This window comes from Klebsiella sp. MISC125 (genome assembly GCF_051131775.1).
GTDB lineage: Bacteria > Pseudomonadota > Gammaproteobacteria > Enterobacterales > Enterobacteriaceae > Klebsiella.
The window spans coordinates 2,850,711-2,870,883 of record NZ_CP180448.1; the positions used below are offsets into that span (position 1 = coordinate 2,850,711).

A 20,173-nucleotide genomic window follows, 5' to 3' on the forward strand; every position below is an offset into this window, starting at 1 on the left:
CGTTAGATCCCTGAAGTTAAAGTGATAAACAGCGGCAGCGACAGGATACACAGAACCGAGCTTAACAGCAGCACAGCTTCCGCATCCGGCGACTGCACGCCAAAGCGGTTACCGAACACCACGCCGAAGAAACCGGCCGCCAGGGCAATCATCAGAATCGCGGTGATGGCGATGGAGCCATGCAGACCGAGCAGCATCACCAGACCCCAGGCAATAAACGGTTGCACCAGCAGTTTGACGATGGTCGATGTGGCGATCAGCGTATTGAGCTGCAGCTTACGCGCCGACAGGATCACCCCGGTCAGGAACAGCGCTGCGGCGGTTGCCGCCAGGCCCAGCGGTTTAATGGAGGAGAGCAGCAGGTCCGGCATTTTGATACCGATGGCGGAAAGTACTACCCCCAGCAGCGGGCCCCAGACAATTGGTTTTTTCACCGAACGCCACATCAATACCGGCAGCATCGCCAGCGTTGAACCGCTGTTTTCTCCGGCTGCCAGCGCTTTTTCACGTTCCAGAATCAGCAGACAGAACGGCGTCATCAATACCGAACCGCAGGCAATAGACACGGCGACCGAGAGCGAGGTTGACGCACCTTCGCCGAGCACGCTGCCAAGAATCGGCAGGCCGAGCGCAGCGTAGTTAGGCAGCGCCACGGTCAGGGTCAGCACGGCGGCATCCTGCGGTGAGCGCTTAAAGACGCGGGTGGCGAGGAAGTAGATGGCCGCGTAGGTAATCCACATCGCGCCGGTGAGCACCAGCACCAGCGGTGATTGGGCGACGATGCCGCCCCACGGCGTCTGTACCGTGGCGCTGAACAGCGTCGCGGGCAGGGCGAAATCCATCACGAAAATGTTGAGCAGCGAGACGTTTTTGTTATCGACCATTTTGGCCTTACCGGCCCAGAAGCCCAGCAGCATGATGACAAAAATCGGCGCAAGAGCATGAATAATCACATAAGTCATAAATCACCTGTAAATAGAATAGAGTACTGGCGCGATTGTTATAATTTCTAAAAGCAGTCTCTCCCCAAAGACACTCGATAAGTGCCTTTGGGTGGCCGCTTCCGGCAGGTTTTCTTTTACTTGGGACTGACTACCAGCTGGCGCGCATGCGTTCACGCACCTGTTGGGAACTACGACGGTTCTCCGCGCCCAGGCGGCACTTCAGGGTGGCATCCTGGCGGGCGTCAGCGATGGCGTCGCGCAGGGTGGCGGTGACCAGAGCCAGATCGCGAGCGTCTGGGGCATCCGGATTACTGATATCGAGCAGGGCGGAGAGCAGGCCGAGCGTTGCGTAGTTGCTGACGTCATAGGCCATCGGCGGAATAGTTGCCGCCAGTTTCTCCAGCGCCTCAACAGTACGCAGGGTGATCCGCGCGGCAGACTCTTTGCCCATAGCATGAACCAGCACGCCGCTGTCGTTAAAGGCGATCAGGCGGTTGGCCTGGTAGCCGTGGGCCAGAAACGCCCCGGACATCGCTTTGCCGACAATCAGGCCAATCACCGGATGACCAGCAAGACGCGCTTTGGCATAAGCACCTGCCGCACCGGCCAGCGCCTGATGAATACCGAAGGCCTCTTCGCGGCGACCATAGGCCTGGCTGGGCACATCGATAACCGCAATGATTGGGCGCTTCACCGGGTTATCCGCATCGGCGTCGATAGTTTCGTTAACCACTTTCGCCAGCGTCCAGCCTTCGAGCAGGCCAACTTCGCCCTGAGCGGCGCGTGGGTAGTGGTTATTAGCATCCGGCACCACGGCGATAAAACGCACGGACTCGCCGTTAAAATCGGCATCGGCAACCTGTACTGACGGGCACAGACCGCTCATCAGCGGGGCATTCGGTGCCAGCTGGTTTAGCCACAGCGCGGCGCGATTAGTGAACTGACTCATTATTTCTCCTCCCGGGCGAATAGCTGTTTGATCTGCGCGGTATCCGCCTGCTGGCGGGTATCGAAGTGGGTCAAACGGGTCAGGAAATCATCATATTTGTCGCTGCGATGCTGGGTCGGTACGCCCTGGGCAATCGCCTCGTTCATTGCCGTTTTCACCGCGTTGATGCCGTCACCTACCAGCGCATCCACCAGGCCGCTGGCGTAGCGAATTTCGCCGCCGGTCATGCTCCAGATAAATGGACGGTCGCGGGAGTCATACTCTTCAATGCCTGCTTCCTGTTCGATAACCTGTGGCCCGTTGAGCCCCAGGCGCGCTTCGCGAGTGACAATCAGGTAGCTGCACAGCGCTGCGGCGATGGACATCCCACCGAAGCAGCCGACGGTGCCGGTGATAATACCGACCACCGGGGTGTAGCGACGCAGGTCGACAATCGCGGCATGAATATCGGCGATAGCGGCAAGGCCCAGGTTGGCCTCCTGAAGACGCACGCCGCCGGTTTCCAGACACAGCACCGCCTGGGTGGGGATACCGTTGCGGTTATCTTCCGCCGCTAGTTCAAGCGCCGCGGCCATTTTCGCGCCGGAGACTTCGCCCATGCTGCCGCCCTGGAAGGTTCCTTCGATGGCGATAACCACCGCGGGTTGACCGTTAATGGTACCTTTCGCTACCACCATGCCGTCATCGGACTGCGGGACGATACCCTGCGCGCCCAGCCACGGCGACATGACGCCTTCGAACGGGTCGAGCAGCTCGCGATAGCTACCGTCGTCCAGCAGGATGCGGGCGCGTTCGCGGGCACGTAATTCGATAAAGCTGCGATCGTTACGCATGGGCCACCTCCTCAAAAACCTGTTCAATACGGATACGCGCCACGCCCGGCGTGGCGCCGAAATCGTGGATAACCAGCAGCCCGCCGGGCAGGCCGTTAACCAGGTTCAGGCGGTCGAACAGCGCGTTCCAGCGCGCCTGGCTGTTGTCCACCGAGGTGGTGATTTCTACGTTGAGCGTGTCGCTCTGTCCGGCGGTATAGAGCACTTCCATATCCCCGGAGCCTACAACGCCTGCCAGCGCTTTGCCGCTGAGGGCGCGGTTGGCAGGAAATGACAATTTGATCTGTTCCATAACATCCTCTGAATGCGTTAGGCGGAAACCCGGTCGAGAAACAGGGTGGCGGCAAGCAGATCCGCAGCGCCACCCGGCGAGGCGTTCTGCGCCAGCATCTGGGCATCAAGTCGCGCCAGAGCGGCTCGGCCCGCAGCTGTCGCACATCCTCCGGCGGTTAGCACCTCGGCAGCGCCTTGCTGCATGGCGTCAAGTCCCGCCATTCCGGCGCGGGAGAGCACGCAGGTATCGCTGAGCGAAGTCATAATCGCTATCAGCGCGTCGAGGCGGGCTTGCTCTTCGCTGGCCCCCTGCGCCCGGCTGCGCAGTAGCTGCGGCAGCGCCAGGGTGGTGATGTGCGGAAAAGCGCACTGCGCCTCTTCACGCGCACCCGGCACCTGCCAGCGGCGGCTGGCGCGCAGACCTTTACTGAAGGTCTTCGGCGCGCACGCGTCCGGCAAACGGGCGAGGGCGGCGGCAGTTTCCGCGATTCTCTGTGAATGACCTTTTCCCCCCAGCATGGCCGTTGCGCTGACCAGCAGGCCAAGGGCCCAGATAGCGCCGCGATGGGTGTTGACCCCCGCCGTCGCCTGCATCATCTGCGCTTCGCCTTCACGGCCCAGACGACCCACGGTCTCGCGCAGGGCGATATCAACCGGGCGCAGCCAGCTTTGCTGCGCCAGCGCGTGAAAAGTCGGTGTCAGGCTGTGGGCCGAGCGTTCCATTAGCGCCAGATTCAGGTCCTGATGCGCGCCGTTGCCACGGCTATCAACCAGGCCCGGTTTTGGGCTAAGGCGCGCTTCGTCGATCAGGCAGTCGCTGGCGATTTGTGCCAGACGCTGGGCCCGGGTTTCTGCGAGTTGGGGAGAGAGGTTTTTCATTACCAGCTCCGGAATTTTGCCGGTGGGTTGTACAGGCCGTCGGACCATTCCACCAGGTCGGCGACGCTACCAGCGGCCAGCAACGAACGGGTGGCGTCGCTACGGCGAATACCGATATCTTCCGGGTAAACGACTTTTCCGCTGCGGCGTAGGTCGGCTACGCGTTTGGCGTCAACGCCGAGGCCGATATCGGTGATCCCGGCCACCGCAGCGACCATCGCCCGGCGCTCCTCAAGACTTTCCGCGCGATAGAGATAAGCGATGCCTTCTTCGGTCAGCACATGGGTGACGTCATCGCCGTAAATCATTACTGGCGCCAGCGGCATTCCGGAGGTTTTCGCCACTTCAATGGCATCCAATTTTTCTACGAAGGTGGGTTTTACGCCCGCCTGGAAGGTTTCCACCATCTGCACCACCAGCTTTTTGCCGCGCTGCATTGGGTCCGGTTCGGTAATCATATTCAGCCAGGCCGGGGTGGCATGACGACGACCGTGCGGGTCATGGCCCATATTCGGCGCGCCGCCGAAGCCGGAAAGACGCCCACGGGTGACGGTTGAGGAGTTGGCGTAGCCATCCACCTGGAGCGTCGAGCCGATAAACATATCCACCGCGTACTGGCCTGCCAGCTGGCAGAAGGCGCGGTTGGATCGCATGGAGCCATCTGCGCCGGTAAAGAACACGTCAGGGCGGGCGCGGATGTACTCTTCCATCCCCAGTTCGCCGCCGAAGCAGTGCACGCTCTCCACCCAGCCGCTCTCAATCGCCGGGATCAGCGTCGGATGCGGGTTCAGGGTCCAGTGTTTACAGATTTTGCCCTTCAGGCCGAGCTGCTCGCCGTAGGTGGGCAGCAGCAGTTCGATGGCAGCGGTGTTAAAGCCGATGCCGTGGTTCAGTGACTGCACCTGATGCTCAGCGTAGATGCCTTTAATCGCCATCATCGCCATCAGAATATGTTCTTGCTTAATCAGGCGCGGGTCGCGGGTAAACAGCGGTTCGATAAAGAACGGTTTATCGGCGACAACGACGTAGTCAATCCACGAACCGGGGATATCGACGCGCGGCAGGTCGCATTCGTCGTCGACCAGTTCGTTAACCTGCGCAATGACGATGCCGTCATGGAAAGCGGCGGCTTCAACCAGCGCCGGAGTATCTTCGGTACTTGCCCCGGTGTAGAGATTACCTTTGCGGTCGGCTTTGAAACCGGCAATCAGTGCGACGTTCGGCGACAGGTCGACGTACAGGCGGGAATAAAGTTCGATATAGGTGTGGATCGCGCCAATTTCCAGCAGACCATCTTCCAGCAGCTGCGAAATACGCAGGCTTTGGGTGCCGGAGAAGGAGAAATCGAGCTTGCGGGCGATGCCTTTTTCGAAGAGATCCAGATGCTCGCTGCGCCCGACGCTCGGCATAATCATATGCAGGTCGTGGATTTTTTGCGGGTTGACTTCCGCCAGCATCCGCGAGAGGAAATCGGCCTGTTTCTGGTTGTTGCCTTCCAGCACCACCCGGTCGCCGGGAGCCAGCAAATGTTCCAGAACCGCAACCAGCTGGTCGGTGGGAATGACTTTACCTGAGATCTTAGCCTCGGCCAGTCGCCGCTGTTTTTCCGTCCGGCGACGGTTCCAGACCCGTCCGGTCGTTTGTTCGGCACTCATTGTTAACCTCCTGATTCGACAAATCGTTTTGATTGTCCTGGTGTGGGAGTAAGTGTGCGTCCCGACGTGGCAGGCATCAATTAAGGCTGGCGGCGAATTGTTAGCGTAAGAGTAATAATTGGCGGGTGAGAGATGTGATGGCGATCAATAATGAAGGTGAATGATTGGTCTACGAGCAGGGGGGATGAGTATAAAAAGAACCCGAGTCGGCATGGTTTAGGGACTGTTGCATTGGCGCTGCTGCTTCCCGGTGGCGCTGCGCTGACCGGGCTACGGGTTCACTGCCGTTTGCGGACAGGTGCGTCAAGCGGAATGTGCTGGAGCTGATGCATTGGCGCTGCTGCTTCCTGGTGGCGCTGCGCTGACCGGGCTACAGGTTCACCGCCGTCTGCGGGCTGGTAGCCCGGACAGATGCGCCAGCATCGCCTCCGGGGAAAGCGCGTGCAATGTCGTTAGTTTTTACTCAAATCACTCAGCAGAAAGGCAATACTTTGCCCGGCGACCGTCTGCTCGAGGGCGATTTTGACGATAATCGTCAGCGGCACCGATAACAGCATTCCTACCGGTCCCAGCAGCCAGCCCCAGAAAATTAACGACAGGAATACCACCAGCGTTGATAACCCCAGTCCACGGCCCATAATGCGCGGTTCGAGGATGTTACCGAACACCAGGTTGATAATCAGATAGCCCGCCAGAACCACCAGCGCGTCGTACAAACCACCAAACACCAGCACCTGCAAAATCGGCGGGATTGCCGCGAGTACCGAACCAATATTAGGAATGTAATTCAGCGCGAAAGCTAACAGTCCCCACATAAAGGCAAAACGCACATCGAGCAGCACCAGCATTCCCCAGACCACCAGGCCGGTTACCAGACTGATGGCGGTTTTTAACACCAGGTAGTGGGAGACGCTGTCGAGGGCGCGCTGAATCGCCCCCATGCCTTCCACCGGTCGCGACATCAGCTGTTGCAACTTGGCGGGTAGCTGCGGGACTTCCAGCAGCATAAACACCACCGTCAGCAGCAGCAGGAAGATAGAGGACATCGCGTTTGAAAGCTGAGTGAGCAGACTGGTGACCAGAGTCATTACTGCGTTAGGGTCAATATATTTATTAAGCTCAACCACCGAAACGGTAAAGCCGAAGCGCTGTAGCCACGGCGCAATGGTCTGCATCGGTTCATAGAGATAGTTGCGATACTGCGGCAGGGTACGCGCCAGCTCATTGAGAGAAGTCCCCAGCGAAGCCAGCAGTACGACGGCAAGCAGGACAATCAGGCCCACCAGCAGTGAAATGGCCAGCACTCTCGGCACCCGACAGCGCACCATAAGCTGAACCAGTGGGTTAATCACTACCGCCAGAAACAGTGCCAGCACGAAAGGGACGATGATATCCGCCGCGAAGCGAATGCCGGTCAGGATGATAACCATCATGCCGAGCATGATGACCATTTTTAAGCCGTTAAGCGTGATGATGGGTTTGGCCATACCGCTCCCTGCGAGAAAAATGAGCTCTAATGTGTGTTTATTGTAGACGCTGGCAAAGTCGGCGTCTCAACGCGTTGCATCTGCTAGAAAGAAAAACGCGACCCATTAATAAAGAATTGCCAGAACGATATCATAATGTCGATTTTTATCAGAAAAAACTAATCAAAATAAAATACCCAAGGTAAAGAACTGCAAAGACTTTGAGTTAAATGTAGCATTATGGTACAAATCGGCTTGTGTATAACTACCGAGGACAATTTTCATCCGCAAATGATGAGAAGCAATAGCGCGGATAATTGTAATTTTATGGACAATCAGTTCAGGATGTTTATTTCTTATCACCCTGCAGTTTCCCTCTCTCACTCCCGTTTTCTTGGCGAGCAGCACTGGCGCTCGGCGCTTTAGTCTTCTTCTCTCTGCCTGAGCTGGCGCGCTGCGCACGGCTAAAATAACGTCAGAATTTTTCCGGTTTACTCGAGTAAGCCGCTGTGGATTATATTCTCAAGCAGGAGAAGGGATCATGTTTTATTGGATTTTATTAGCTTTAGCTATCGTTGCTGAAATTACCGGCACGCTATCGATGAAATGGGCTAGCGTAAGCGGTGGACATACTGGCTTTATTTTGATGCTGGTGATGATTGCCCTTTCATATATTTTTCTGGCCTTCGCGGTCAAAAAAATCGCCCTTGGCGTAGCCTACGCCCTATGGGAAGGGATCGGTATTTTACTGATCACTATTTTCAGCGTGCTGTTGTTTGATGAGACGCTATCGGCGATAAAAATTGCTGGCCTGGTCACCCTGGTCGCCGGGATCGTATTAATCAAGTCCGGGACGCAAAAAACGGTGAAACAGCGCAAGGAGAGAACTCATGCAACAGTTTGAGTGGGTTCACGGCGCCTGGCTGGCGCTGGCGATTGTGCTGGAAATCATCGCGAACGTTTTTCTGAAGTTTTCCGACGGGTTCCGGCGTAAATTCTACGGCGTAATGTCGCTGGCTGCGGTCCTTGGCGCGTTTAGCGCGCTTTCGCAGGCGGTTAAGGGGATTGACCTGTCGGTGGCCTACGCGCTGTGGGGCGGTTTCGGCATTGCGGCAACCATTGCTGCTGGTTGGGTGCTGTTTGGTCAACGTCTGAATTATAAAGGCTGGGCCGGACTTATCCTGCTGGTGGCAGGCATGGTATTAATTAAACTTGCCTGATGTGATGCTGCTCGCGAATGCGGGCAGCAAAATCTGTTCTCTGTATTACGCTTTAAAAAGAGCCAGTTCGGCGTATCTCCCGGCTGGCCGTGATGAGGACAGAACATGATTCACTCGTTAGGTTGGCGCAATATTCCCTCCGCCAGAACGCTTTCCGTCATGATCGTCCTCGCCGGGGTCGGCTTAATCGTGTCTGTTATTTCTCTACTCTATCTCTCTCAACATCTGATAGGCCTTAAAGCCAACGAAATCGACAAGCATCGCTCGGTGCTATCGGTGAATGGCGCAGTACAGACCTCGGTCAACCGCGTGCTGTCCCTGGTGCTGGATAATTCTATCTGGGACGACGCGGTCACTCAGGCCTATGCCACTAAACTCGATCCGAAATGGCTCTACAATTCATGGGGGTCGGGCTTTAAAATTAATAATCTCTATGACGGCACTTTCGTGCTGGACCAGAACCACCACGTACTGTGGGGATCGTTCCGCAGCCAGTCCTTTACTGAGCAGGATACGCAATTTTTAGGCAGCGGTTTCCAGACGCTTATTACGCAACATGCTGGAGAGCTACGCAGCGGTAAAAGCGCCTTTGCCGGGATTACACGCACTCGCGCGGGGATTGCCTTTGTGGGTATCGGCCTGATTCGCCCAACGGTCGGGCGTTTGCAGGTTTATGATGACACCCGCCGCTACCTGGTAATCACCCGCCATATCAACCCGCAAATGCTCGAACGCCTGGGGGATACGTTTCAGATTCGTAATCTACATGTCACGCTGACCGGCGGTGAGTACAGCATCCCGTTGCTTACTCAGTCCGGGGAAATCGTCGGCTACCTGAGCTGGCAGCCCCGGCTTCCTGGCGCAGAGGCATCGCGAGCGGCATCGAACAGCATTCGGCTGATTGCTGCGGTAGCGGCGGGGTTGATCCTACTGTTTATTCTCTTTAGTAGCCTTGGGCTGTACAAGCTGGCGCGCGGCGAAAAGCTGGCGCGCAATATCGCCATGACCGACTGGCTCAGCCGCTTGCCCAACCGTCGGGCGCTGATCGAGCGGCTTAATCAGGTCTGTGAAAAATCGCAGCATGAAACGCAAAGCGTGGTATTTATCGACCTCGATGGCTTCAAAGACGTCAATGACAATTATGGCCATGATGTTGGCGATGCGCTGATCACCTATATTGCGAAAGAATTGCGGGAGCGCGTTCCTTCTGGCGGGATGCTGGCGCGGATGGGCGGCGATGAGTTCGCGATGACAATCAGCGGGGAGCTGGCGGTCAATCAGGCGTCGGCATTTGCCTGGGCGGTGCTGGAAATGCTGAAAGCCCCCGTCACCTTAAACGATCGCAAAATCTATATCAGCGCCAGTATCGGTATCGCCAGCGGCGTTCCGGCGACCTGTTCCAGTACCGAGCTGTTTCGTCGTGCCGATATTGCCATGTACCACTCGAAGAAAACCGGCAAAGGGCGCACAACCTGGTATGACGAAGCGCTTAGCGACGCGCGGCAATATCAGCTCAATATCGAAAACGGCATCCGCCAGGGGCTGGAAAATGAAGAGTTTGACGTCTGGTATCAGCCGATAGTCAACGCCGACACGCTGGTGATGGAAGGGGTGGAAGCGCTGTTGCGTTGGCCGCGACGCCCTCAGGGGGCGCTGCCGCCGGATGCGTTTATCGGTATTGCTGAGAGCAGCGGCCTGATCTACGCCCTCGGCCAGTTTGTCCTCTATCGCGCCTGCTGTGACCTGCAGCCGATGGGTGACCTGCTGCTGTCGGTGAATATTTCACCGGCGCAGTTCCGTGACCCGGAATTTGAGTCGCGAGTGGTACAGGTGCTTGGACGCTGCCATTTCCCAGCCCGCCGATTACAGCTTGAGATCACCGAGAGCTATGTTCTGGAAAATCCCGATCGCGCGAGAGCGGCGATTGAGAATTTAAAATCGCTGGGCATTGCGGTGGCGCTGGATGATTTCGGTACCGGATACTCAAGCATCGGTTATTTACGCAGCTTCAGCTTTGACAGCCTCAAAATTGATAAATCGCTGGCCGGGCTGGTGGATGTCGATACCCAGGCGGCGGAGCTGGTACGCGGTACCGTGCGTATTGCCGGGGCGCTAGGCATTACGGTAGTGGCGGAAGGCGTTGAAAATCAGCAACAGCTGGCGCTGCTGCGTCGTGCCGGATGCGACAGATTGCAGGGGTTCTATTTCAGCGAGCCGATGCCCGTCGCTTCTTTACTACAGCTGCGCCAGCAGCAGGGCTGACCGCTTATTGGGCGGCCAGAGTTTCCAGTTTGTCGCGAAAACCGGTCACCGATATGGCTCGATTATCCGCCCGCCAGCGATCTTTAGGTCCCGGAGCCGAACTCTGTACCGCAATAACCTGCCAACCCGCGTCGGTTTTCAGCAGCAGCGGGGAACCGCTATCGCCCGGTAAGGTGTCGCACTGATGCGACAGCACCGACGTCTGCGCCCAACCGGTCACCACACAATCTTCATGAGTGTAGAGATTATCCAGATGATCTTCCGGATAGCCGGACTGCGTGACTTTGCGTTCAGCGGTCTTCAGCGCGGCGGTCAAATCGGCCTTATTGCCGCTAAAAATGGGTATCGGCGTAATTCCTGAGGGGGCATAGCGCAGCATGATAAGGCCAAAATCCCACGGTGCTGCCGCGGAGGGCACTATCCAGCCATCGCCGTCGGCCTTCAACCGTTTACCCAGCGATGGGTCAACCCGGCCTTCAATACCGTGAATTTCATACACCCATCCCCCTTTACGCGAGATGAAGCGCAGCGCAACGGGTTTATCCGGCTTGCCTTTGGGCGGCGTAAGCAGGCAGTGCCCGGCGGTCAGCGCCAGATTGGGCGCAATCAGCGTGGCGGTGCAGAGGTTGCCGCTGGCGGTTTCCAGTTGCCCGATAGCGTCCCACGGTGTATCTGTGGGGTTATTCACCGGTTTACGATCATCATGACCGAAAAACAGCGTCTTAATATCTTTTGCACTCATGCCATCATCATCAGCCTGAGCTAGCGCGGGAAATAGACAAAATGAACACAGTAATAACAGTACGTCTCTACGCATATCACTCTCTGGGGAGTTAATTATGTATATTGAAAGTAGCAGCAGATTTAAGTTTATGAAAGTTAAGAATAATTTTAATGAAGCCCTAACGCCCGTAAAAGCAGAAAAAACAGTCTTTTTTACGTAGGCGAATAGCGTAATTTCAAACGGTTAACATCGATTTTCTGCTGCGTTATTTCCGCAGAAACAGGGGGCGGAAGCAACATAAATCGTGTATCCGAACGTACAGCATCCTGCGCGGGGTAAAAAGCTTTCTTACTGCAGATTTTTCTTAAGGTGAGTGTTCCAGAAGGCGATGTTACTGGTTAAACAAGAGCTATCTATAAAAGAACAAATACTTCTTTACCTGTTTCTCAATTACTTTCAAAGCGAAACATTTTCTCACCCAAAACGTTGTTATTGCTATCACCTTGTTGAGCAAATAGAGATGTTGTCCCGGCGATGATATCTGCAATCTCTCATTACCCGATGTACGGGAGGGTCTATGTCTAAACAAGGTATTCGCGCATTAGTTTACGTTTCTCTGGTGTCCGCCATGATTTGGGGCACCACGGGCTATCTGCTGGTCACGGCGGTTCATGTCTTGTAAACAGGCGCTTGCCCCTGGCGAGTGATACTGTCAGGGAGAGACTCGGGAACATGCTGATGCAAAAAGTCGTGTAGCAATGCGATGGGCTGTGAGTTAAGCGTGTTTTTGGGCCACACCAGATAGTATCCCTCGCCGGTGGCAACGGCTGTCGAAAAGGGCAGCGCCAGCAGTCCGGCGCGGATCGCCGGTAGATTGAGCAGCAGATCGCCAATACTGACGCCATGGCCGCTCATGGCTGCCATGGTGCCTTGTTCCAGGGTATCAAAAACTAAGCCCTGACTAATATTCGGCTGTTGTTGTTGCCCGCAATATTGTAGCCACCGCCGCCAGTCCCGACGATCGGTCGAAGGGTGAATCAGCGTGCAGGTGGCTAAATCCTGCAGGGCCTTTTGTTGCATCCCCGGTGCGCAAAGCGGGATGAGCCATTCGGCAAACAGCAGACTACAGACATTATCGTCGCCAAAATTACCGTCGCCGAGCAGGATCGCGCAGTCAAACGGTTCCTGAGCAAAATCGACGCAGTCCCGGTCCATCCACAGGCTACTCATTTCGACTTCCGGGCGCTGATGCTGCTGGCGAAACTGTTGCAGAACGTCCAGTAACCAGCGCATGGTGAGGGTGGACGGCGCTTTCAGCCGTAGCTTTCCCGCCTGACGGCGCAGGGTCTGACAGGCCCGGTCAATCGCCGAGAAACTCTCTTCTAATGCTTTCGCCAGCTGCTGTCCTGCGTCGGTAACCGTGACTTTTGGTCCATGGCGAAAAAAGAGCTGGCACTCAAACCACGCTTCCAGGGTGCTGACATGGCGACTTACGGCTCCGGGCGTGACGTGTAGCGCGGCGGCATCGACATCGACTATTACTCTCTATATTGAGTAAAACTCACATTGAAGCTCACTATTTGTCGTTTTTCAACTCTAAAATCAAGGCGGAATATAGCGTCTTTATCATTGAATAGTGAGTTCAGTTCATGGATTTTTCATTGCTTGCAGCCTACTGCCTGACGGTACTGGCGCTGATTGCCACGCCGGGGCCTGTGGTGTTATTGGTCACCGGAGCCGCGGCGCGCGAAGGGTATGCCAGCGCGGTACGCACAATGGTCGGGGGAAATCTGGCTTCGTTAGTATTGATTGCCGCGGCAGCCGCGATGCTGACGGGGCTGGTGGCGTTAGATCCACGAGCGTTGACGCTGCTGGCGATTGCCGGGTCGCTGTATATCATCAAGCTTGCGTTGGGTATGTTGCGGGAGCGTGGGGTATCAGGGAGCGTATCGGTGAAGCGGAGTGGGGTGATGGCAGGGTTTGTGACGGCACTAAGCAACCCGAAAGATATTCTCTTTTTTGCCGCTTTTTTTCCGCAGTTTATTCATATCACCGCCAGTATCGGTTTGAGTCTGGGGCTGTTAACGATGGTGTGGGTGATTATCGACCTGAGCGTACTGTCGCTCTATATTCTGGCGATTCGTCGCTGGTTAATGGCGCACTATGCGAGGAAGTTGACCACGGTATCGGCGCTTTTCTTGTTGTTTTTGGCCCTATATGGCCTGGGCTATAACCTCTGGCAGCTAACGGTTCAATAGAGGAAAAAGCGGCTGGCGATCAGCGCGCAGATAATCAGTAATATCAGGATGAGCTCAAAACGATAGCGCCGCAGCATGGTGCTCTCCAGAAAAAAACGGCGCTGAAGCAGCGCCGATATCATATCAAACAGCCTAACCGGGGAGATTAAGCAGCCGGTTGTGCAGCAGGTTTAGCGGTATTGTGTTTGGTCGTTTTGTGGTGCTTTTTAGCTGCCTGTGCTTTCTGAGCTACAGGTTTAGTGGCGGCTTTTTTGTGTTTTTTAGCGGCCTGGGCTTTCTGGGCAGCAGCGGGTTTGGCTTCTGCTTTTTTGTGTTTCTTAGCAGCCTGAGCTTTCTGCTCTGCGGCCGGTTTGGCAGCGGCTTTGTGGTGTTTTTTGTGATGCGTGGTTTTCGCGGTGGTGCTGTGGGTTGCAGCAGCCGGAGCCGGAGTGGTGGTGGCAGCATCGGCAGCGAAAGCAACAGAAGACAGACCCATTGCAGCGGCAACGACCAGAGCTAATACTTTTTTCATTCTGATATCCTCGAAAAGGTTTCTTGTTTCAACCCCACTGCGGGGCCGTTGAAAGAACTATATGCTTGTCTTATCGAGGTTTCCGTGAGTGTTTGGTTTCGGCGTGTAACGGTATGTACAACGCCTCTGAACCAAGACGGAATAAGGCGTCGGGGAGACCGACGCCGCTGCTTTTACAGGTACCGCGAGGTCAGGTGCTGGCGGAAAAAGGCGCTATTGAGATCTTCCCCGGTGGCATGTTGAATCAGCTGAGAGGTACTGAAGCGGCTGCCGTGCTGCCAGATATTCTGCCGCAGCCAGTCGAACAGGGCGCTAAAATTGCCGTTGGCGATGTCGCTTTCCAACTGCGGTAGCGCCCGTTTGGCACAAGCCATCAGCTGCGCGGCGTACATTGCGCCCAGAGTGTAGGACGGGAAGTAGCCAAAGCCGCCGTCGGTCCAGTGGATATCCTGCATACAGCCATCACGGTAGTTACCGGTAGTGGAAAGACCCAGCCAGTGCTGCATTTTTTCATCCCACAGCGCCGGAATATCCTCCACTTCAATATCGCCATCAATCAATGCGCGTTCGATTTCGTAACGCAGAATAACGTGTGCCGGATAGCTCACTTCATCGGCGTCAACGCGGATAAAGCCCGGCTTGACGCGCTGGTTCCACGCAATGAAGTTATCGCGATTGAAGGCCGGTTGCTCACCAAAGTACTGGCGTACCGTTGGCAGCAGCCGTTGCAGGAATGCCTCGCTACGGCCCAACTGCATTTCGAAAAACAGGCTTTGTGATTCATGGATTGCCGTCGAACGGGCGAGGGCGATAGGCTGATCGAGCCAGTTACGCGGCAGATTTTGTTCGTAGCGCGCGTGGCCGGTTTCGTGGATCACGCCAAACAGCGCGCTGAGCAGGTCGTTTTCGTTGTAACGCGTGGTGATGCGCACATCCTGGGGGACGCCGCCGCAGAACGGGTGGGCGCTGATGTCCAGGCGTCCGCCGTCAAAATCAAACCCTAGCACGCGCATCGCTTCCAGCCCCAGCTCACGTTGGTCGGCGACGGGGAACGGCCCCTGCGGTTCGATGAGCGGCATCTGCGCCTGCTTCTCAACAACGTTAGCCAGTAAAGAAGGAAGCCAGGATTTGAGGTCGGCGAACAGGACGTCCAGCCGCGCGCTGGTCATATCCGGCTCGAAAATATCCAGCAGCGCATCATAGCGGGAGCAGCCTTTAGCTGCGGAGCGGATTTGCGCTTCTTCGCGGCTGAGCTTGACGACTTCGCGCAGGTTTTCGGCAAATCCCTGCCAGTCGTTTGCCGGGCGCTGGCTGCGCCAGGCGTGTTCGCAGCGGCTACCTGCCAGCGATTTGGCTTCAACCAGGCTTTCGGGCAGCAGCGCCGCCTGTTCGTACTGGCGCGTCATTTCGCGCAGATTCGCCTGTTCTACATCATTCAGCTCTTCCTGGCGGGCATTGCGTAGCCATTCGCCTACTTTTTTATCGGTCAAAATTTGATGCTGCAAAACGCCGAGTTCAGCCAGCGCTTCACCACGCGCTGCGCTGCCGCCGGGCGGCATCATGGCGAACATATCCCAGCCAGCGATGGCGGAGAGATGCGAGAAGCGTGAAAGACGCTGAAAGGTGCGAGTCAGCTGATGATAGTTTGATGCGTTATTCATATCGGGATTCTCGCTTGTTATCAGTTATCTGAAGGAGTTGAAGTATGAAGAGTATACCCGTCATACTTCAAGTTGCTTATGTGTTGGCTACGCTCGCTCACCCCAGTCGCATAGTTTATCTATGCTCCTGGGGACTCACTCTCTTGCCGCCTTTAAGCAACTCGAATTATTTAGGGTATATATCGACTTTACACCATTGTAATCCTTCACTGGCAGAGGCCCTATGGGCACGGGACGTGCGAAATCATATGTACAAGTGAAATCTTTGTTTTGATGACGGTTTCGGATGTGGGAAAGTGATCCACTTCATGTAGCCAATTAACGATAAAATCATGCCCGATAGCGCATTTCAGGATGGTGAATTCATCCTTAAGCATTCCCGTAGTCAAATTGAAAAAGCCGGCAGACGTATTCGCAAAGGTACTGCCTCTGAAAAGGACATCGTTATCATTCAGGAATACCGGGCGGCACACGATCGACCGATGAGGCATATTCGTAGCGCCCTGGAGCAGTTTGGCGTGGGGCAAGTCACGTCAAGGTTAAAACGTTTCCCCACTATTCTGGATAAATTATCCCGTCCCTCTCTGGATGGCATGACCTCCACGACCATCAACGTGAGCCAGATGAGCGATATTGCGGGCTGCCGCGTGATTATGGATAGCTATGATGATTTGGTTGAGGCCGAAATCTATCGAACGGATATCGACGGGGCGATCGTTAAGCGAACAAGAGACTATTTAATTGCCCCCAAAACCACCGGATATCGCGGAATTCATCGAATTTATTCCTGCGGAGGGTTTGATGTTGAAGTGCAGTTTCGCACAAAATTACAACATGTCTGGTCAACCGCCATTGAAATTGTTGACTTGTTTGAAGGCACAAAACTTAAGACCAGTCCGCAGCAGGCGGACCCTCGCTGGCTGGAGTTTTTCAGGCTATTTAGTGAAATCCTTTACTGCAAGGATGCCGGGATTGTTACGGCGGAATTGCCAGGTAACATCAATGCTCTCAGGGCGCTGGAGTCCGAGCTTTCCGTCTATACCAAGTTGATGTCTTTTACTATCTCATCGCCGCACATCCTTGATGATTACACCGGTATAGATAGCGCGGTGATCTCTGTGACGCCTGCAGGCAAAGTGATGCAGGTCGATACCGTTTTATTCACCGAATTTGAGAAACTGGATGCGATGGCCCTGTATCAACAAAATGAGGCGAAAGGGCTCACCACCATCATGGTCAATGTGGGTGACTTCAGCAAATTACAGGAAGCCTATCCGGCCTATCAGATTGATATTAGTCAGTTCACCACCGAGTTACTGAAGATAGTGCAATAGCGCAAAATGAGGCGGCGCAAGGCGTGGTGCACAAATCTTCCAGACAACGCCGAAAGGATCGTCAATGCTGCGGTAAAGTGGAGGAGTGTATGACTCATGACTGGCTGGAGCTGCGACAGCACGCAGACTCGGGAATTGAAACGATTAAGGCGCATTTTGAAGGCCACGCCTATGATCCACACTGGCACGACAGCTATCTGGTGGGGATCACTCTGTCCGGTACTCAGCAGTTTTCCTGCCGCCGTGAACGCCATCGCAGCCATCCGGGTGATGCTTTTTTACTGGAACCGGGCGAAATCCATGATGGCGATGCCCCGATCGTTGGCGGATTCACCTATCTGACCTTTTATCTTGATGAAAAATGGCTGACCGATACTCTGCAAGGACTGTATGAATCGGTTCCCGGAAGCTATTCGCTGCATTTTGCCCGCACGTTGACTCGCGAACCGCAGCTGGTGCGCGCGATCGGCGAAACCTTTAATACCCTGCACGGCAATGAGCTGCGCATTGTCCAGCAGAGCTGCATGGACAGCTTGCTGTCCCAGCTCACGGCGCATTGCCACTGGCGCAAAAAATTGCCCTCGCATATCCAAAGTGCGGCAGTGGCTCATCGGGCGAGAGATTATCTGTATGCTCATGTGGGGGAAAATATTGGCCTTTCCGATTTGGCCCGCGAGACGGGCACCGACAGGTTCACCCTGACGCGCTGCTTTAAGCGTGAGTTCAACCTTGCGCCTCACGCATGGCTTATTCAACTGCGGCTGGCTAAGGCGCGACAGCTATTAGCCTGCGGTGAGTTGCCGGTGAACGTTGCCGCCACGCTGGGTTTTGCTGACCAGAGCCATCTCGGGCGCTGGTTTCTGCGCTCATATCGGCTGACTCCGGCGCATTACCGTCGCCTGTGCACAAACCTTCCAGACGTTTCCTGAAAATATCCGCAAAGTAGTCGCTTGCCTTATAAAAGGAGCTACCTGTGGATCTGCTGCCGTATCTGTTATTTGCCTTTGTTGCCTCTATCACCCCTGGGCCGACCAATATTTTGATTCTGGCCAACAGCCAGCGTTATGGCGTGAAGGCCACGCTATCAGCGGTAATTGGCGCATGCGTCTCGGCCAGTCTGATTGTGATGATATCGGGAGCTGGAGCTGGGGAGCTTTTGCACCAGTATCCGCTGGTGCGGCAGATAATGAGCTGGACCGGGGCTTTATGGCTGAGCTGGCTCAGTTGGCAGCTCTTTAGCGCGTCGCCGCCAGATTTAGCTTGCGGGACGCAAAAGCGTTTTACCGCTCGCGCGGCGGCGTTGTTACAAGTGGTGAATCCGAAAACCTGGATGATGGCGCTGGCGGTGGTGAGTCTGTTTGCACCAACGGGCCAGCATCCGCTGCCAGTGATTGCGCTGATGGCGCTGTGGTTTTTATTGATATCGCTAGTTTGTCTGGTGGCGTGGGCGTGGCTTGGGCAGGTGGTCAATCGGATGTTTCGTACCGATCGTGGGTTGGTGGGTTTCCAGCGCACTATGGCGCTGCTTTTGCTGCTCTCCGCCTGGGCGGGAATGCTGAAATAACCATTCTTGCGCAACCTTAAACGCCGTTAGCCACCAAAATCAGCATTATGTATTGATTAATCGGTTGCGTATTTTATGTTTAGGTCGAAATAATCCAAATGTGCGCAAAATAGCAGACTCTTTCTCTGGCCAGCGGCTAAACTCATCAAAGGCGCTGGCTGCTGATGCGGGGTTGATTATGAATCCGTTTACCTGGCTGTTTATCGCACTGCTTTCCGTTGATGCTCTCAGAGAGTTAATGGGTATGTCGTCGGTTCTGGGAATGTGGTGAGCAACGTGGCCCGTTCAGGCCACGTTAAGACGTTTTATTTCAGACGTTTGTGTAAACACGCGCCGGTCAGAAGTGCTGCTATTAACATCAACGCGATAAACCCGCCGACGCCGTTCCAGCCGTAGTTATGCCAGAAAACCCCACCCAATGTACCCGCCATACTGGAACCCAGATAGTAGCTAAATAAATAGAGCGATGATGCCTGACCGCGCGCGCGTCGGGCCCGCGGGCCTATCCAACTGCTGGCGACCGAATGCGCGGCGAAGAACCCGGCGGAGAACAGCAGCATGCCAATAAAAATCAGCCATAGCGATGAGAACAGGGTCAGCAGCAGGCCGCCGAGCATCACCGCTGTGGAGAACAACATCACCGGGCCGCGACCATAGCGTACCGTCATGGCCCCGGCTTTCGGCGAGCTCCAGGTGCCGGTCAGATAGGCCACCGACAGCAGGCCAACGACCGCCTGGCTCAGCGACCACGGCGAGAGCATCAGGCGGTAGCCGATATAGTTAAACAGAGTGACGAACGACCCCATCAGCAAAAAACCTTCGAGAAACAGCAGCGGCAGGCCGCGATCGCGCCAGTGCAGGCGGAAGTTAATCAGCAGCGATTTCGGCCGCAGCGAGGTCGGACGAAAATGGCGCGATTCCGGCAGGATGCGCCAGAACATGATCGCCGCGGCGAGGGCAAAACAGCTAATCACCGCCAGCGCGATGCGCCAGCCGAAGAAATCGGTGAACACCCCGGTCAACAAGCGGCCGCTCATGCCGCCAATGGAGTTACCGCTGATATACAACCCCATTGAGAACGCCACAACGCTGGGATGAATCTCTTCACTCAGATAAGTCATACCGACCGCCGCCACGCCGCTTAGCGATAAGCCGATCAATGCGCGCATAATCAGAATTCCGTGCCAGCTTGACATCATCGTCGACAGCAGAGAGCAGCACGAGGCCAGCACCAGCGCGGTAACCATCACCTGTTTGCGACCAATGGCGTCGGAAAGCGGGCCGGTAAACAGCAGACCGACCGCCAGCATGGCTGTTGAAATCGACAGCGAAATACTACTGCTGGCCGGTGAAACGCCGAACTCGCTGGAGAGCACTGGCAGAATTGGCTGCACGCAATAGAGCAGCGCAAAGGTCGCCAGTCCGGCAGAAAAGAGCGCGAGAGTAACACGAATAAATTGCGGGGTGCCGCGTTTAATAAACTGATTTGGCTGGGGAACGATAGCGTCGCTGACGTCGCTTGCCGGCACGATGTCAGCGGTAGTTGTACGACTCACGGAAAAATCCTTGCTGATAAACAGAGAGTTAAGTGGCCTCGCAGGTCACCAGTAAAGGGTATGAAAATGTAAATATTCTGTCTA

20 protein-coding genes and 1 pseudogene are annotated in these 20,173 nt (G+C 55.5%); 8 read left to right on the forward strand and 13 right to left on the reverse strand.

Annotated features, from left to right (window positions below; all coding sequences use genetic code 11):
* Positions 1-2 precede the first annotated feature (2 nt).
* The 7 genes from ACMYSL_RS13515 to ACMYSL_RS13545 form a co-directional block, all read right to left on the reverse strand.
* Positions 3-962, reverse strand: coding sequence for an AEC family transporter (locus ACMYSL_RS13515; RefSeq protein WP_434663472.1), 960 nt, complete (start codon positions 960-962; stop codon positions 3-5).
* A 130-nt stretch (positions 963-1,092) separates the two neighbouring features.
* Positions 1,093-1,893 (reverse strand): biotin-independent malonate decarboxylase subunit gamma, encoded by an 801-nt coding sequence (gene mdcE, locus ACMYSL_RS13520; RefSeq protein ID WP_434663475.1) that lies wholly within the window; start codon positions 1,891-1,893, stop codon positions 1,093-1,095.
* Positions 1,893-2,726: a biotin-independent malonate decarboxylase subunit beta gene (locus tag ACMYSL_RS13525; RefSeq protein ID WP_304259510.1), complete on the reverse strand. Its 834-nt coding sequence runs from the start codon at positions 2,724-2,726 to the stop codon at positions 1,893-1,895. Before ACMYSL_RS13525 ends, mdcE begins: the two co-directional genes overlap by 1 nt.
* Positions 2,719-3,018, reverse strand: coding sequence for a malonate decarboxylase acyl carrier protein (gene mdcC, locus ACMYSL_RS13530; RefSeq protein WP_142463105.1), 300 nt, complete (start codon positions 3,016-3,018; stop codon positions 2,719-2,721). Before mdcC ends, ACMYSL_RS13525 begins: the two co-directional genes overlap by 8 nt.
* Positions 3,019-3,035: 17 nt before the next feature.
* Positions 3,036-3,878 (reverse strand): triphosphoribosyl-dephospho-CoA synthase, encoded by an 843-nt coding sequence (locus ACMYSL_RS13535; RefSeq protein ID WP_434663480.1) that lies wholly within the window; start codon positions 3,876-3,878, stop codon positions 3,036-3,038.
* A complete protein-coding gene (gene mdcA, locus ACMYSL_RS13540) occupies positions 3,878-5,533 on the reverse strand; it encodes a malonate decarboxylase subunit alpha (protein ID WP_434663483.1) in 1,656 nt (551 codons plus the stop codon). The genes ACMYSL_RS13535 and mdcA overlap by 1 nt, the downstream gene beginning before the upstream one ends.
* A 452-nt stretch (positions 5,534-5,985) precedes the next feature.
* Positions 5,986-7,020 (reverse strand): AI-2E family transporter, encoded by a 1,035-nt coding sequence (locus tag ACMYSL_RS13545; protein ID WP_181486064.1) that lies wholly within the window; start codon positions 7,018-7,020, stop codon positions 5,986-5,988.
* A gap of 520 nt (positions 7,021-7,540) precedes the next feature.
* On the opposite strand from ACMYSL_RS13545, the gene mdtJ reads away from it, so the two are divergent.
* The 3 genes from mdtJ (at position 7,541) to ACMYSL_RS13560 (ending at position 10,481) form a co-directional block, all read left to right on the forward strand.
* Complete coding sequence (mdtJ, locus tag ACMYSL_RS13550; protein WP_182239095.1) at positions 7,541-7,903, forward strand: multidrug/spermidine efflux SMR transporter subunit MdtJ; 363 nt, start codon at positions 7,541-7,543, stop codon at positions 7,901-7,903.
* Complete coding sequence (gene mdtI / locus ACMYSL_RS13555; protein WP_181486065.1) at positions 7,890-8,219, forward strand: multidrug/spermidine efflux SMR transporter subunit MdtI; 330 nt, start codon at positions 7,890-7,892, stop codon at positions 8,217-8,219. Before mdtJ ends, mdtI begins: the two co-directional genes overlap by 14 nt.
* Before the next feature lie 105 nt (positions 8,220-8,324).
* Positions 8,325-10,481, forward strand: a complete 2,157-nt coding sequence (locus ACMYSL_RS13560; RefSeq protein ID WP_434663486.1) for a putative bifunctional diguanylate cyclase/phosphodiesterase — start codon at positions 8,325-8,327, stop codon at positions 10,479-10,481.
* 4 nt (positions 10,482-10,485) lie between these two features.
* On the opposite strand, the gene ACMYSL_RS13565 is transcribed toward ACMYSL_RS13560, so the two are convergent.
* Together ACMYSL_RS13565 and ACMYSL_RS13570 are read right to left on the reverse strand one after the other, a co-directional pair.
* Positions 10,486-11,298, reverse strand: coding sequence for a trypsin-like serine peptidase (locus ACMYSL_RS13565; RefSeq protein WP_181486067.1), 813 nt, complete (start codon positions 11,296-11,298; stop codon positions 10,486-10,488).
* A 562-nt stretch (positions 11,299-11,860) separates the two neighbouring features.
* Positions 11,861-12,729, reverse strand: a pseudogene (locus ACMYSL_RS13570) (LysR substrate-binding domain-containing protein); the annotation flags it as partial.
* 125 nt (positions 12,730-12,854) lie between these two features.
* Here ACMYSL_RS13570 and ACMYSL_RS13575 point away from each other — a divergent pair.
* The gene (locus ACMYSL_RS13575) at positions 12,855-13,463 is read left to right on the forward strand and encodes a LysE family translocator (RefSeq protein WP_434663490.1); all 609 of its coding nucleotides are present in this window, start codon (positions 12,855-12,857) and stop codon (positions 13,461-13,463) included.
* On the opposite strand, the gene ACMYSL_RS13580 is transcribed toward ACMYSL_RS13575, so the two are convergent.
* The 3 genes from ACMYSL_RS13580 to ACMYSL_RS13590 all read right to left on the reverse strand — a co-directional run bounded on the left by ACMYSL_RS13580 (position 13,457) and on the right by ACMYSL_RS13590 (position 15,635).
* A complete protein-coding gene (locus tag ACMYSL_RS13580) occupies positions 13,457-13,585 on the reverse strand; it encodes a hypothetical protein (RefSeq protein WP_112214323.1) in 129 nt (42 codons plus the stop codon). The genes ACMYSL_RS13575 and ACMYSL_RS13580 overlap by 7 nt on opposite strands.
* Positions 13,586-13,608: 23 nt before the next feature.
* A complete protein-coding gene (gene asr / locus ACMYSL_RS13585; RefSeq protein ID WP_110274073.1) occupies positions 13,609-13,974 on the reverse strand; it encodes an acid resistance repetitive basic protein Asr in 366 nt (121 codons plus the stop codon).
* Between the two features lie 173 nt (positions 13,975-14,147).
* Complete coding sequence (locus ACMYSL_RS13590) at positions 14,148-15,635, reverse strand: carboxypeptidase M32 (RefSeq protein ID WP_434663494.1); 1,488 nt, start codon at positions 15,633-15,635, stop codon at positions 14,148-14,150.
* A 332-nt stretch (positions 15,636-15,967) separates the two neighbouring features.
* On the opposite strand from ACMYSL_RS13590, the gene ACMYSL_RS13595 reads away from it, so the two are divergent.
* The 4 genes from ACMYSL_RS13595 to ACMYSL_RS13610 all read left to right on the forward strand — a co-directional run bounded on the left by ACMYSL_RS13595 (position 15,968) and on the right by ACMYSL_RS13610 (position 18,804).
* On the forward strand, positions 15,968-16,969 hold the full coding sequence (locus ACMYSL_RS13595; RefSeq protein WP_304259493.1) for a RelA/SpoT domain-containing protein: 1,002 nt from the start codon (positions 15,968-15,970) through the stop codon (positions 16,967-16,969).
* An 89-nt stretch (positions 16,970-17,058) separates the two neighbouring features.
* A complete protein-coding gene (locus tag ACMYSL_RS13600) occupies positions 17,059-17,898 on the forward strand; it encodes an AraC family ligand binding domain-containing protein (RefSeq protein WP_434663499.1) in 840 nt (279 codons plus the stop codon).
* Positions 17,899-17,942: 44 nt separating this feature from the next.
* Positions 17,943-18,533 (forward strand): LysE family translocator, encoded by a 591-nt coding sequence (locus ACMYSL_RS13605; RefSeq protein ID WP_434663502.1) that lies wholly within the window; start codon positions 17,943-17,945, stop codon positions 18,531-18,533.
* A 178-nt stretch (positions 18,534-18,711) separates the two neighbouring features.
* Positions 18,712-18,804, forward strand: coding sequence for a KPN_01571 family protein (locus ACMYSL_RS13610; RefSeq protein ID WP_220022287.1), 93 nt, complete (start codon positions 18,712-18,714; stop codon positions 18,802-18,804).
* A 34-nt stretch (positions 18,805-18,838) separates the two neighbouring features.
* Here the strand turns inward: ACMYSL_RS13610 and ACMYSL_RS13615 are convergent, their stop codons facing one another.
* Entirely contained in the window at positions 18,839-20,089 is a 1,251-nt protein-coding gene (locus tag ACMYSL_RS13615; protein WP_181486072.1) for an MFS transporter, read from the reverse strand.
* Positions 20,090-20,173: the final 84 nt, after the last annotated feature.